General features: G+C 66.9%; 12 protein-coding genes. 2 read left to right on the forward strand and 10 right to left on the reverse strand.

The window, feature by feature from the left end; translation table 11 throughout:
* The first annotated feature begins 159 nt into the window (after positions 1-159).
* Positions 160-558: a DUF1844 domain-containing protein gene (locus UC32_RS05855; protein WP_045730331.1), complete on the forward strand. Its 399-nt coding sequence runs from the start codon at positions 160-162 to the stop codon at positions 556-558.
* Between the two features lie 165 nt (positions 559-723).
* On the opposite strand, the gene UC32_RS05860 is transcribed toward UC32_RS05855, so the two are convergent.
* The 8 genes from UC32_RS05860 to UC32_RS05890 all read right to left on the reverse strand — a co-directional run bounded on the left by UC32_RS05860 (position 724) and on the right by UC32_RS05890 (position 7,106).
* The gene (locus UC32_RS05860) at positions 724-2,016 is read right to left on the reverse strand and encodes an MFS transporter (protein ID WP_045730332.1); all 1,293 of its coding nucleotides are present in this window, start codon (positions 2,014-2,016) and stop codon (positions 724-726) included.
* Between the two features lie 55 nt (positions 2,017-2,071).
* Positions 2,072-2,953, reverse strand: coding sequence for an SseB family protein (locus UC32_RS05865; RefSeq protein WP_045730333.1), 882 nt, complete (start codon positions 2,951-2,953; stop codon positions 2,072-2,074).
* A 19-nt stretch (positions 2,954-2,972) separates the two neighbouring features.
* The gene (gene priA / locus UC32_RS05870) at positions 2,973-3,719 is read right to left on the reverse strand and encodes a bifunctional 1-(5-phosphoribosyl)-5-((5-phosphoribosylamino)methylideneamino)imidazole-4-carboxamide isomerase/phosphoribosylanthranilate isomerase PriA (RefSeq protein ID WP_045730334.1); all 747 of its coding nucleotides are present in this window, start codon (positions 3,717-3,719) and stop codon (positions 2,973-2,975) included.
* A gap of 91 nt (positions 3,720-3,810) precedes the next feature.
* Entirely contained in the window at positions 3,811-3,969 is a 159-nt protein-coding gene (locus UC32_RS20760; RefSeq protein ID WP_200896328.1) for a hypothetical protein, read from the reverse strand.
* Positions 3,970-4,719, reverse strand: coding sequence for an imidazole glycerol phosphate synthase subunit HisH (gene hisH, locus UC32_RS05875; protein ID WP_045730335.1), 750 nt, complete (start codon positions 4,717-4,719; stop codon positions 3,970-3,972).
* On the reverse strand, positions 4,716-5,342 hold the full coding sequence (gene hisB, locus UC32_RS05880) for an imidazoleglycerol-phosphate dehydratase HisB (protein WP_015936684.1): 627 nt from the start codon (positions 5,340-5,342) through the stop codon (positions 4,716-4,718). The genes hisH and hisB overlap by 4 nt, the downstream gene beginning before the upstream one ends.
* 61 nt (positions 5,343-5,403) lie before the next feature.
* Positions 5,404-6,522 (reverse strand): histidinol-phosphate transaminase, encoded by a 1,119-nt coding sequence (locus UC32_RS05885; protein ID WP_045730336.1) that lies wholly within the window; start codon positions 6,520-6,522, stop codon positions 5,404-5,406.
* A gap of 134 nt (positions 6,523-6,656) precedes the next feature.
* On the reverse strand, positions 6,657-7,106 hold the full coding sequence (locus tag UC32_RS05890) for a LysM peptidoglycan-binding domain-containing protein (RefSeq protein ID WP_235423597.1): 450 nt from the start codon (positions 7,104-7,106) through the stop codon (positions 6,657-6,659).
* A gap of 328 nt (positions 7,107-7,434) precedes the next feature.
* Here UC32_RS05890 and lexA point away from each other — a divergent pair, with 328 nt between their 5' ends.
* Positions 7,435-8,184: a transcriptional repressor LexA gene (gene lexA, locus UC32_RS05895; RefSeq protein ID WP_045730337.1), complete on the forward strand. Its 750-nt coding sequence runs from the start codon at positions 7,435-7,437 to the stop codon at positions 8,182-8,184.
* A gap of 100 nt (positions 8,185-8,284) precedes the next feature.
* Here lexA and UC32_RS05900 read toward each other — a convergent pair whose 3' ends face one another.
* Entirely contained in the window at positions 8,285-10,342 is a 2,058-nt protein-coding gene (locus UC32_RS05900; protein ID WP_045730338.1) for an ATP-dependent DNA helicase, read from the reverse strand.
* The gene (gene hflX, locus UC32_RS05905) at positions 10,335-11,906 is read right to left on the reverse strand and encodes a GTPase HflX (RefSeq protein ID WP_045730339.1); all 1,572 of its coding nucleotides are present in this window, start codon (positions 11,904-11,906) and stop codon (positions 10,335-10,337) included. Before hflX ends, UC32_RS05900 begins: the two co-directional genes overlap by 8 nt.
* Between the last annotated feature and the right edge of the window lie 227 nt (positions 11,907-12,133).

Genomic DNA, 12,133 nt, shown 5'->3' on the forward strand with positions numbered 1-12,133 from the left:
CAACGGCTGACGCGGGTGGGAGAGAACTCCGCTTGCAAACTGCATGTCATTCTACAGAGAAAATTCCCGTCAGCGCGTAATGGCACTGCTGGGAACCTGGCCTTTGAGGGCAATCTCTGAAATAACGACATTCAGTCGGTCTGTGTCAAGCTTACCAGTATGAGCACCCCAGACAGTAATTCGTACGTTTTCGAGCCTGCCCAGGACAGCGCCGGCAACTCCGCCGACGTTTCCCAGCAGGTCCGGGACATCTCCGAAGTTCCGGCCATCGAGGTCATCACCACCGCCGCCGTCCACCTGATGTCCGCCGCCGCCGTCAAGCTCGGCCTGGCCGCGGAAGAGAACGCTGCCGACCTGAAGGACCTGGACGAGGCCCGTAAACTCATCACCGCCCTGGCCGGGCTGGTGACGGCGGCAGCCCCGGAAATCGGATCGCAGCACGCAGGTCCCTTGCGCGACGGCCTCCGCTCCCTGCAGCTGGCCTTCCGTGAAGAGTCGCTGATCCCGGATGCTCCGGGCAAGGGACCGGGCGAAAAGTTCACGGGCGCAGTCAACTAGCCCAGCACTCCCCCACGCAGCGTGCGACGGCGGGACGACCCTTAAGTGGTCGTCCCGCCGTCGTGCGTTAACTCCCCGGCGCAGAGTTTTTGGGCAGATAACGGGATTTCACGGGCCCCGAAGTCCCCGTATCTGCCCAAAACTCTTCAGGGAGGGGCGGTCCGGTCAGGCTTTGACCTGGCGCCGCCGGCGCTGCTGCAGGAGCATGCCCGCGAGGCACAGGAGGACGCCGGCCACCCCTACGGACACGAAGCCGCCGGAGGGGCCAATACCGTCTATGAAGACGCCCGCCAGTGGTGACCCCAGGGCCACCCCGGCGGTCAGCGCCGAACCGTACCAACCCATCGCTTCGCCGCGGCGCTCTTCGGACACAAGGTCGGCAACTTTCTCCGAGGCGGCGGACAGCACTGGTGCGCACAGGAGCCCGGGCAGGATGGACAGCAGTGCCAGCGTCCAGGTTCCGGAGGCGAAACCCATGGGAATGGTGAACGCGGCCATGCCCAGCAGCAGCAGTAAGGGCGGCACAGGCCTGTGCATGGCGCCGTAGACCAGGCCTCCCACCACGGATGCCGCACACCAGAAGAGGAACACAATTCCGATCTCGCCCTGGTGCCCGCCGATCTCCAGGGCCGCCACGATGCCCACGTCGCTGCCGCTGAGAACCATGCCGGCTCCCGCGGCGACGGCGAAGACCGCACCCACCGCAGGCGTAAACCAGGAGAAGCTGTGCGCCACTCTGCCCCTGACACCTGGGGAATGCTCCGCCCCGGCAGGCAGCAACTCCGCCGCGGCTTCCTGCAGGTGGGCGGGCGCAGCGGAGACCACTGCTGCTTCAGCCGCGTGTTGCTCGTCCTCGAAGCATTCCGCGGTTTGGTCCGGGCTGCGGGTGGGCGGGTTGAACCAGATCAGGAACAGCCCCGCCAGGGAGGTGGAGAGGCCCACCACGGTGAGGCCCGCCGTCGTATGCCCGCTCGTTGCCACCACTGCGCCGGCGGCCGGGCCGATCATGAACACCATCTCGGTGCTGATGGCATCGAGGGCAAATGCGGTGCGCCGCTGCTTGCCGTCGGCCAGGACACCCAGGGACTGGCGTACAACACTGAAGATGGGCAGCGTCAACAGGCCACCGACGAATACCAGCGGCAGGAGCCACTGGTAGGACACGTGCGGGACGATGGACCAGATGACCGCTTCGGAAATCACGGACGGGACCAGCGCGCGGCGGAGGCCGACGGTGTCCACCCGGCGCCCGCGCCAAGGAGCTCCAACCGCGATACCGATCGTCATCACGGCGGCGGCAGCACCGGCAGCGGCGTACCCCTGCCCCAGGGTGAGGACGATGTGAAGGGTCAGAAGCACCCCCGCTGCAGAATGTGGAATGCGGGCAACCATGCCCACCAGCAAGAGCCTCCGGATCGGCCGGACGGCCAGCAATTCCCGGTACAGCGCGAAGTTCACGAAAAAAGTTCCTTACGTATGCCTCAGGAACCCGGGGCAGCCCCGCTCCTGACAACTAGCCGGTTGCGCGCCGCAGCTTGACCTCGAGCGAATCGACCCGCTCCCCAAACAATACATTCCGGGACCACTCTGCCTGCAGCGCGGCCACCAGGTGCTGCACGCCGGCGGCGTCCAGCCCGTCCTCAAGGTACAGCACCACTTGCAGTTCGGGTCCGGCACCGCCGCCCGGCAGTACGGTCCCGTCCGCTGCGCGGGCTGCCACTCCCCCGCCGGGCAGGAGCTCGATCCGGCGGACAGCAGGGAACGCAGCGGCGGCCGCACCCATCCCGGCTGCCAGTTCTTCGTCTGCGTAGGACGGCAGCCAGGTTTTCTGCTGGGCCAGCGCCCATACGGCCGGCCGGCGAACCACGAAAGTGACATCTGCGCCCGGGTCAAGGACAACGAGTTCTGCACCTTCCGCCACGGCGGACAGCGCAGCGCGTGCTGCGTAGACGGCCACGGGGCGGGCCTCGGGGTGCCAGGCGCTCAGGGCCTCCGTTGACGTGAAGGCCGGCAGCGCGGTCCTGCCGTCGGCGGCCTTGAGCGTCACCAGAGCCATGTCTGCCTGTTTGTCGCCGTGCAGGCCGTGGTCAGACTCCGCCTCTTCTGCCAGCTGGGCCACGATCGGGATGAACACCCGCGCCGTGGCCAGCGAGGCCACGACGGCGGCTTCGTCGCCGGTTCCCCCACGCAACCCCGCCAGGGCAGCGCGGTAACCCGCATTGGCCGTGCCGTCGTCGTCCTCGAAATTGTGGATCTTCGCGTCGTCGCCGGCGAGGCTGCGGCCCGCCCAGGGCTGGCCTGCGGAGTCGGTCGCGCCACCGGCTCCTGCCAACGCCGCGGCGATGTGGCCGGGAAGGTGGCGGGGTGCGGGGGCGCCTGAATCGTTGCTGGCCATCGCGTCGGCTTCCGGCAGCCTAGCGGCGGCCGGCCACGTCGAGGGCTTCGGGCAGGGTGAAGGCGCCGGCGTACAGGGCCTTCCCCACAATGGCACCTTCAACGCCCAGCGGGACCAGCGACCGCAGGACCTTGAGGTCATCGAGGCTGGAGATGCCGCCGGAGGCGATGACGGGCTTGCCGGTCTTTTCCACCATCTGGCGCAGCAGTTCAACGTTGGGTCCCTGCAAGGTGCCGTCCTTAGTCACATCGGTGACAACGTACCGGGAGCAGCCGGCATCCTCGAGGCGGGCCAGCACGTCCCAAAGGTCGCCGCCTTCCTTGGTCCAGCCGCGGCCGGCCAGGGTGGTTCCGCGCACATCGAGTCCGACGGCGATCTTGTCACCGAAGCGCTCAATGGCCCGGCGCGTCCACTCCGGGTTTTCCAGCGCGGCAGTGCCGAGGTTGACGCGGGCCACGCCGAGGCCAAGGGCGGCTTCGAGGGTTTCGTCGTCCCGGAGTCCGCCGGAGAGTTCCACCTTGATGTCCAGCTGCCCAACCACCTCGCGGAGGAGTTCGGCGTTGGAGCCGCGGCCGAAGGCTGCGTCCAGGTCCACGAGATGCACCCATTCGGCGCCCTGCTGCTGCCAGTTCAGCGCAGCCTCCAGCGGGGTTCCGTAACTGGTTTCGCTGCCGGCCTCACCCTGGACCAGCCGCACGGCCTGGCCGTTGACGACGTCGACGGCGGGCAGCAGTTCAAGTACCGGCAGATCGTTTGCGGTGGTCATCTTCATCCTTGGTGTTGTGGGGTGGGGTGTGTCGGGCTGCCGGCACGGTGCCGGGGCGCGTCAGTGGCCGGACTCGTTGGCCAGGCGCCGGTCAGCTGGCCGGGAGGGTCAGCAGGTAGGCGGCGAGCAGGGACATCGCTGCCAGGACGTAGAACGAAACCTGGGTCCACAGGGGCTTGTGCTGCTGCCGGAAGGAGAGGGCACCGCCCACCAGCAGGCCGGCCAGTCCCATCAGGACGATGGACCACATTCAGGCGCCGCCAGCAGGGTCGCCGCTGCCGGTTTCAGCGGGCCGGCGCAACGCGTCCACCCAGTTGCGGAGCAGCCGCGCGCCGGCATCACCTGACTTCTCAGGGTGGAACTGAGTGGCGCACAGCGGTCCGTTTTCAACGGCGGCAATGAAGGGTGCGCCGTGTTCGGACCAGGTCACCAGCGGAGGGGCCATCAGTGGCTGGATGACGTCGAAGTTCCATTCCTGCACGCCGTAGGAGTGGACGAAGTAGAACCGCTCGCCTTCCACACCGGCGAAGAGTTTTGAACCCTCCGGGACCTTGACGGTGTTCCAGCCCATGTGCGGAACAACGTCGGCCGGCAGCAGCTCCACTTTTCCTGGCCATTCGCCGATGCCCTCAGCCTCGGTGCCGTGCTCGACGCCGGCCTCGAAAAGTACCTGGAGGCCCACGCAGATCCCCAGGACGGGACGTCCGCCCGCCACCCGGCGGCCGATGAGCCTGATGCCATCCACGGCTTTGAGCTCGCGCATGACCGTCTCGAAGGCTCCGACGCCGGGAACCACCAGGCCGTCCGCATTCAGGACATCCTCGGGCCTGGCGCTGAGGATGACCTCAGCGCCGGCCCGTTCGAGGGCGCGCACTGCCGAACGGACGTTACCTGAACCGTAGTCGAGCACCGTAACGGTGGGCTTCCCCTCCGGGGATGCGGGCTTGCGTGAAGCGGACGGGTCGGTGATGGCCCCGTCCTTCAGGATCTGGCCGCTCACAGGGCACCCTTGGTGGACGGGATGCCCTCAACCCGCGGATCGGGTTCGACGGCGGCACGCAGGGCACGGGCGAACGCCTTGAACTGGGCTTCCACGATGTGGTGGGGGTCCCGCCCCGCAATGACATTCATGTGCAGGCAGATGCCGGCGTGCAGGGTGATGGCCTCGAAGACATGGCGGGTGAGGGAGCCGGTGAAGTGGCCGCCGATCAGGTGGTATTCCTGGCCGGCGGGCTCGCCGCCGTGCACCAGGTAGGGGCGTCCGGAGACGTCCACCACTGCGTTGGCCAGGGCCTCGTCCAGCGGCACGGTGGCTTCCCCGAACCGTCGGATGCCTGCCTTGTTGCCCAAGGCGGTCCGCAGCACCTCGCCGAAGGTGATGGCGACGTCCTCCACGGTGTGGTGGACGTCGATGTGGGTGTCCCCGGTGGCCTTGACCGTCATGTCGATCAGCGAGTGCTTGCACAGGGCCGTGAGCATGTGGTCGTAGAACGGCACGGAAGTGTCGATGTCCGAGACGCCGGTACCGTCGAGATTGATTTCCACGAGCACGGACGACTCGCTGGTGGCACGCTCCATGCGTGCGGTCCGGGCTGCGGCCGCGTTCGATCCGGTGGAAGTCATGGTCAGGTGTCCTTTGTGGCAGGAAGGGGTGGTCAGGGCGTCCAGCGCCGGTTCTTCAAGTCTAGGCGGGAAGGGCCGGCTGGCTGGCAAGGATGCTTTCCAGGGAGGTCAGGAAGGCTGTGGTTTCCGTCTCAGTGCCGGCAGTGACCCGCAGGTGGCCAGGAATGCCGACGTCGCGGATCAGCACACCCGCGTCCAGCAGCCCCTGCCAGACCTCGTGCGGGTTCTCCAGCCCACCGAAGAAGACGTAGTTTGAGTCTGACGCCGCCGGCTTGAGGCCCATGCGGGTCAGCTCGGCCACGATGCGGTCGCGCTGCTTCTTGATGTCCTCGACATCCGCCATGAGGGCTTCGCGGTGCTGCAGGGCCGCCAGGGCGGTTGCCTGGGTGATGGCGGACAGGTGGTATGGGAGCCGGACCAGGCGCAGCGCGTCGGTTACTTCCGGCGCGGCTGCCATATAGCCCAGCCGGGCGCCTGCCAGCGCGAATGCCTTGCTCATGGTGCGGGAGACGATCAGCCGCTCCCGGCCGGGCAGCAGCGTCAGGGCGCTGGGTGTGCCGTCGTGGGCAAACTCATGGTAAGCCTCATCCACAATCACGATGGCCTGGCTTTCGGCGCCGGCTTCGTAGACCGCTTCCACCACGTCCAGGCCGAGGCCGGTGCCGGTGGGATTGTTCGGTGAGCACAGGAAGACGATGTTGGGCTTCAGCTCCCGGACCTGGCGGGCGGCAGATTCGGCGCTGAGGCCGTACCCGTCCTCACGCTCGCCCTTGATGTATCCGGTGTCGGTGCCGCTGGCCAGCAGGGGGTACATGGAGTACGTGGGGGGAAAGCCCAGCGCAGTGCGGCCCGGACCGCCGAATGCCTGAAGGATCTGCTGCAGGACTTCGTTGGAGCCGTTGGCAGCCCACACGTTGGACTCATCCAGGCCGTGGCCCAGATACTCTGCAAGGGCCTTGCGGAGCTCGGTGAATTCCCGGTCGGGGTAGCGGTTCAGTCCGGCGGCAGCCTCGGCGACCGCCGCAGTGATGGCGGCCGTGACATCGGCAGGGACACCATGGGTGTTCTCGTTGACGTTGAGGAGGATGGGGACATCCAGCTGCGGGGCACCGTAGGGCGTGATGCCCCGGAGGTTGCTGCGGAGGGGAAGCCGGTTCAGGCGTTCAAGCTGGTCATTCACCTGAACAGTTTAGTGGGAGGGACTGTCGCCCGAAAATGTGACGGTTCGCTCCGGCCCGCGCAAATCCGCTCCGGGCGGCACGCCTGCCCCACCCGGACGCTGTTTCAGCCGGAAAGGGCCGCTCCACGCCAGGTTTAGCGCGTGGGAATGTACAGCTGCTGCCCCGGGAGAATCTTCCCGGCGGACAGGTTGTTGAGCTGCACAATATCCGCCACAACGTCCCTGGCGTCCCGCTCCGGTGCGAGGTCGGCGGCGATCCCCCACAGTGACTCACCCGGCTGCACAGTCACCGTGACGGTGGGGGTCACGGTGAGGTCTGCTGCGGAGTCGGAGGCCTTGGCCGGAGAGTTGAAGAAGCCTGCCAGGGACAGCAGGAGCGCCGCCACCAGCACCAGGGGAATCCCGATCAGTACCACCTTGCCGCGCCGCGTGAGGCGCAGTGGTGGCAGCGGCGCCTGGCCGCTGTGCCCCTTGGCCGACTTCCGCTGGACAGGCACCCGGCCTTCCCGTGGCGCCTGCTTATCCCGGGCACCGTTGCCGTAAACGTCGAAACCGTGTGACCTGAAAGCGGATGTAGCTGACATGACCTTAGCCCTCCTGGACCGTACTGCGTCTGTTGGTGTTGCCTGCTGGTGCCGCCCCAAGATGCTGCCTGACCGGCTCCGTGTTCGAAAGGCTACTCGCCTCGTTAGAACACATATTCGAATAATGCTTGATTCAGTTTTAGCACCTATGGACGAACAATGTCGAGACTCGCTAGAACAAATGTTTGAAAAAGCAATGTGGCTGACCTACGTTTGGAGGCAGGAACATCCACTCCTGAAGTTGATCAGCAGGGTCTGACATTGACGGCGGGAACACTCAGTCCGGTGCAGTTGAAAGCCCGGTGGCAACCGAAAGGCAACGGCGAACATGGCAGCAGCAGCCACCGGGGGCAGGGCGACCTCGCAGCCGAAAAGAACAGCCAAAGGCTTGACGCCGCGGCAGAAGAAAATCCTCGAGACCATCCAGCGTTCGGTCAACGTCAACGGTTACCCGCCGTCCATGCGCGAGATCGGGGACACCGTAGGGCTGGCGAGCCTCTCGAGCGTCACCCACCAGCTCTCGCAGCTGGAAAAGCTGGGCTACCTCCGGCGTGATCCGAAGCGGCCCCGGGCCATGGAAGTCCTGATGCCGCTGACCCTGGACGGCGGGGCAACCGGCAGGACGGCCAGTCAGGCAGCGGAACCCGCGGCGGCGGCCTCCCCGGGGATCACGGCCTCCGTCACGGAGTTGCCCACGGCTCTGGACACGGCCATGGTGCCCCTCGTCGGCCGCATCGCCGCCGGCGGCCCCATCCTTGCTGACCAGGTGGTGGAGGACGTTATGCCGCTCCCCCGCCAGCTGGTGGGCCAGGGCGAACTGTTTATGCTGAAGGTGGCCGGTGATTCCATGGTGGACGCCGCCATCTGCGACGGCGACTGGGTAGTGGTCCGGCGCCAGGCCGACGCCGCGAACGGAGACATCGTTGCTGCCCTCCTGGACGACGAAGCCACAGTCAAGACGTTTCGCCAGCGCGACGGCCACACGTGGCTGCTGCCACAGAACACGCAGTACGAACCGATCCTCGGCGACCACGCCACCATTATGGGCAAGGTGGTTTCGGTCCTCCGGTCGCTGTAACGCGGCCGCCGGTCAACAACAGGCCACAGCAGTCCAGCCGATAAGGAAGGCGCCGTTCCCTTGGAACGGCGCCTTCCTTATCGGCATCTCCCCGTGGCGCCTACGGCGTTTCCCCGGCAAGCCTCTCCAAGGCCGCGATCGCCGTCGTACGGTCGGTCGTAGCCCAGAACGGCGGCAGGGCGCCGCGCAGGAACCCGGCATAGCGTTCCGTGGCCAGGCGGGAATCGAGGACCGCCACCACCCCTTTGTCGCCGGTGGAGCGGATCAGCCTGCCGGCGCCCTGGGCCAGCCGGATGGCGGCATGCGTCGCCGAGACGGACATGAACCCGTTGCCGCCAGCCTGCGCCACGGCCCGGGAGCGGGCCGTCATGAGGGGATCATCCGGGCGGGGAAAGGGGATGCGGTCGATGACGACCAGTCGGCAGGAAACTCCGGGGACGTCAACGCCCTGCCACAGCGACATGGTGCCGAACAGGCACGTGTCCGGTTCGTCGGCGAACTGCTTGACGAGTGCCGTCATGGTGGAATCGCCTTGGCAGAGGACCGTCATGCCCAGCTTGGGCCGGAGCGCTTCGGCTGCCTCTTCGGCTGCCCGCCGTGAGGAGAACAGGCACAGCGCCCCGCCGTTCGAGGCGCGGATGAGGGCCTCCAGCTCCGCCAGCGATTCCGGCGACGCGCCACGGCCTGGCTTGGGCAGGTGCCCGGCCACGTACAGGATGCCCTGCTTGGGGTAGTCGAACGGCGAGCCGACGTCGATCCCGGTCCAGGCAGGTGCCCCTTCGCCCACCAGGCCCAATCCCCCGGCCGCGGGTTCGAAGGCAGAACCGATGGCCAGGGTTGCGGAGGTCAGGACTACTGTATGCCCGGCGAAGAGCCCCTCCCGCAGCCTTCCGGCCACGGACAGCGGCGCGATGTTGACCAGCGCGGGAGCGTTGTCGTCCGGTTGGGAATAGCCCTGTCCCGGATCAAAGGTTCCGGCGCGCGAGATCCACACGACCTCGCGGTTCTCCCTGGCAGCCAAAAGCCGCTCGGACAGTTCAAGGATGAGCATCAGGCGTGAACGCGCAAGCTGCCTGCCGCCGTCGGCAGCGTTGCTGCTGTCTCCCTTGGAATCGGACAGCGCCGCCCTGCAGGCTTCGCGAAGCTGGTCCACGCAGTCGAGCTGTTCGTCGTTCAGTCCGTTGGGGAGCAGCCCACTCGGCACGCCGGCAAGGGCCAGCTCCAGGTTCGCCGCGGCGGCATTGAGCGCGTCCACGGTGATGGCCGTGTGTTTACGGGCGCCTGAGGCAGCGGCGTGGACCATGGCGACGGACAGCTGGCCGGACACGGCTCCGGTCACCCGGTCCTGCAGCTCGTGGGCCTCATCCACCACCACGACGTCGTACTCCGGCAGCACCGCGAGTCCCTCGAACGCGCTGACCGCGAGCATGGCGTGGTTGGTCACTACGACGTCGGCTTCGGCAGCGTCCTGGCGGGCCAGCTCGCTGAAGCATTCCTCGGCCAGGGGGCATTTCTGGGAGCCCAGGCACTCCATGGACGTTACCGAAACCTGCTTCCAGGCCCGGTCCGTCACGCCGGGCAGGAGTTCGTCCCGGTCTCCTGTGGATGTCTTTTCCGCCCATTCCCGGAGCCGGACCACTTCCTTTCCGAGCTGGGACTGCGGCCCGCCGGCGGCTGCGGCGAAATGCGGCACGCTGGTGTCCTCACCGAGCGAGAAGAGCTGCCCTTCGGAGGGTTCCTCGGACGGGAACCCGCCTTCCAGCTTGTGCCTGCAGACGTAATTGGACCGGCCCTTGACCAGCGCCACTTTGACCGGCCGGTCGAGGGCCGGGGTGATGGCTTTGAGGAGCCGGGGCAGGTCCCTGCCGACGATCTGTGTCTGCAGGGCGAGCGTAGCCGTGGACACCAGCGCCGGCTTGTTGCTTTCAAGAGCATGGGCGATCAGCGGGATCAGGTACGCCAGCGACTTTCCGGTACCGGTCCCGGCCTGCACCAGCAGGTGGTTGCCGGTTTCGATGGCCTGCGCCACCTGCCGCGCCATCTCATGCTGCCCGGAACGGCTCTGGCCGCCCATGGCGGAAACGGCCCGGTCGAGCAGCTCGATGACGAGCTGCCCGCCGGCCGTTTCCCTGGACTCAGTTGCCACAGCCTCAGGCATTGTCGGCAAAGGATTCCAGTTCGGCGGCCAGGCCCTCGCGGACCTTCACCACCGCCCGGGTTCCGGCCTCGACATGGTCCATGCTGATGATCTCCGCGTCGGAGTCATGCAGCTTGCTGATCAGGTCGCCGCGGTTGTACGGGATGAGCAGCTCAAGTTCGACGCCGGGGCGCGGAATCGAATCGCTGATGGTCCTGAGCAGTTCCGCGATTCCCTCGCCGGTGCGGGCAGAAACCACCACATGGCGCGGTTCGCGCTGCTTCAGCCGCTCCACCACAAACGGATCTGCGGCGTCGGCCTTGTTCAGGACGATAATCTCCGGGATCTTGCGTGCATCAACCTCGCCGAAGACCTTCCGCACGGCGGCGATCTGGCCTTCAGGATCCGGGTGGGACACGTCCACCACGTGCAGGATGAGGTCGGAGTCGGCTACTTCCTCCAGCGTGGACCGGAAGGCCTCCACCAGCTGGGTGGGGAGGGACCGGACGAAGCCCACGGTGTCGGCCAGGGTGTAGCCCAGGCCGTCTGAGGTCTCGGCCTTGCGGATAGTGGGGTCCAGTGTGGCGAACAGGGCGTTCTCCACCAGTACCCCGGCGTCCGTCAACCGGTTGAGCAGCGAAGACTTTCCGGCGTTTGTGTAGCCCGCGATCGCTACGGACGGCACTTCATTACGACGGCGGTTGGCGCGCTTGGTTTCCCGGGCAGGCTTCATCGCGGCGATTTCCCGCCGCAGCTTGGCCATCCGGGTGCGGATCCGGCGGCGGTCCAGTTCGATCTTCGTCTCACCGGGGCCGCGCGAACCCATGCCTGCGGCGGCACCGCCAACCTGGCCGCCGGCCTGGCGGGACATCGACTCGCCCCAGCCACGGAGGCGGGGAAGCAGGTACTCCAGCTGCGCCAGCTCAACCTGGGCCTTGCCCTCGCGGCTCTTCGCATGCTGCGCGAAAATGTCCAGGATGAGCCCGGTGCGGTCGATGACCTTGACCTTGACAATGTCTTCCAGCCCGCGCCGCTGGGAAGGCGCCAGTTCGGCGTCGACCACCACTGTGTCCGCTCCCGTGGACATGACAATGTCCTTGAGCTCCTGCGCTTTGCCCGAGCCCAGGAACGTGCCGGGGTCCGGCTTAGCACGGCGCTGCACAAGGCCGTCCAGCACTTCCGAGCCGGCGGTCTCGGCCAGGGCTGCGAGTTCCCGCAAGGAGTTCTCGGCGTCGGCCAGGGTGCCTTCGGACCAAAGTCCGGCGAGGACCACGCGCTCCAGCCGCAGCTGGCGGTATTCGACTTCGGTGACGTCTTCGAGTTCGGTGGAAAGGCCTGCTGTGCGGCGCAGGGCGCGCCGCTCTTCGAGGTCCTGCTGGTCGCCGTCGTATTCGGAGTGCTCGGCTTCCAGTCGGGAGATGGCCTGGGCCTTGCCGAGGACCGCCTTCGCGTCGCCGGCGCCCTCGGACGTTCCGGAGCCGGCCGGTACGTCCTTGGCGAGGATCCTGTCGATCACAGCCTGGATTTCCGCTGGGCTCATATCCTGGGCTGCCGGATCGGATCCGGTGTTGGGCTGGCTGGTCATGGTCTCCTTCGAAGTTTCGGCAGTTCCAGAATAGTGCCGTTCGGTGGAATGTGGTGAAGTATTCGCGCTGGGCTGAGGGGCTGCGGTCATGCAGTGTCTCCTGTACTGGCAGCCGGGCAACAATGCCGCGGCAGTCTGGGCGCCGCAAGGGAAAAGGCGGCGGAACGGATGGGGACCGGCGTCACGGCAGGAAGCATGAAAGGAATCAAGCTTCGAGTGTTGTCCGG

The sequence above is a fragment of the Pseudarthrobacter chlorophenolicus genome, from assembly GCF_000962805.1.
GTDB classification, from domain to species: Bacteria; Actinomycetota; Actinomycetes; order Actinomycetales; family Micrococcaceae; genus Arthrobacter; species Arthrobacter chlorophenolicus_A.

What these genes read in the sequence shown, in the direction of transcription:
- UC32_RS05855 (WP_045730331.1), top strand. Translation starts at nt 160, where the DNA reads ATGAGCACCCCAGACAGTAATTCGTACGTTTTCGAGCCTGCCCAGGAC.
- UC32_RS05865 (WP_045730333.1), bottom strand. Translation starts at nt 2,953, where the DNA reads ATGGCCAGCAACGATTCAGGCGCCCCCGCACCCCGCCACCTTCCCGGC.
- priA (WP_045730334.1), bottom strand. Translation starts at nt 3,719, where the DNA reads ATGACCACCGCAAACGATCTGCCGGTACTTGAACTGCTGCCCGCCGTC.
- UC32_RS20760 (WP_200896328.1), bottom strand. Translation starts at nt 3,969, where the DNA reads ATGTGGTCCATCGTCCTGATGGGACTGGCCGGCCTGCTGGTGGGCGGT.
- hisB (WP_015936684.1), bottom strand. Translation starts at nt 5,342, where the DNA reads ATGACTTCCACCGGATCGAACGCGGCCGCAGCCCGGACCGCACGCATG.
- UC32_RS05890 (WP_235423597.1), bottom strand. Translation starts at nt 7,106, where the DNA reads ATGTCAGCTACATCCGCTTTCAGGTCACACGGTTTCGACGTTTACGGC.
- lexA (WP_045730337.1), top strand. Translation starts at nt 7,435, where the DNA reads ATGGCAGCAGCAGCCACCGGGGGCAGGGCGACCTCGCAGCCGAAAAGA.
- UC32_RS05900 (WP_045730338.1), bottom strand. Translation starts at nt 10,342, where the DNA reads ATGCCTGAGGCTGTGGCAACTGAGTCCAGGGAAACGGCCGGCGGGCAG.
- hflX (WP_045730339.1), bottom strand. Translation starts at nt 11,906, where the DNA reads ATGACCAGCCAGCCCAACACCGGATCCGATCCGGCAGCCCAGGATATG.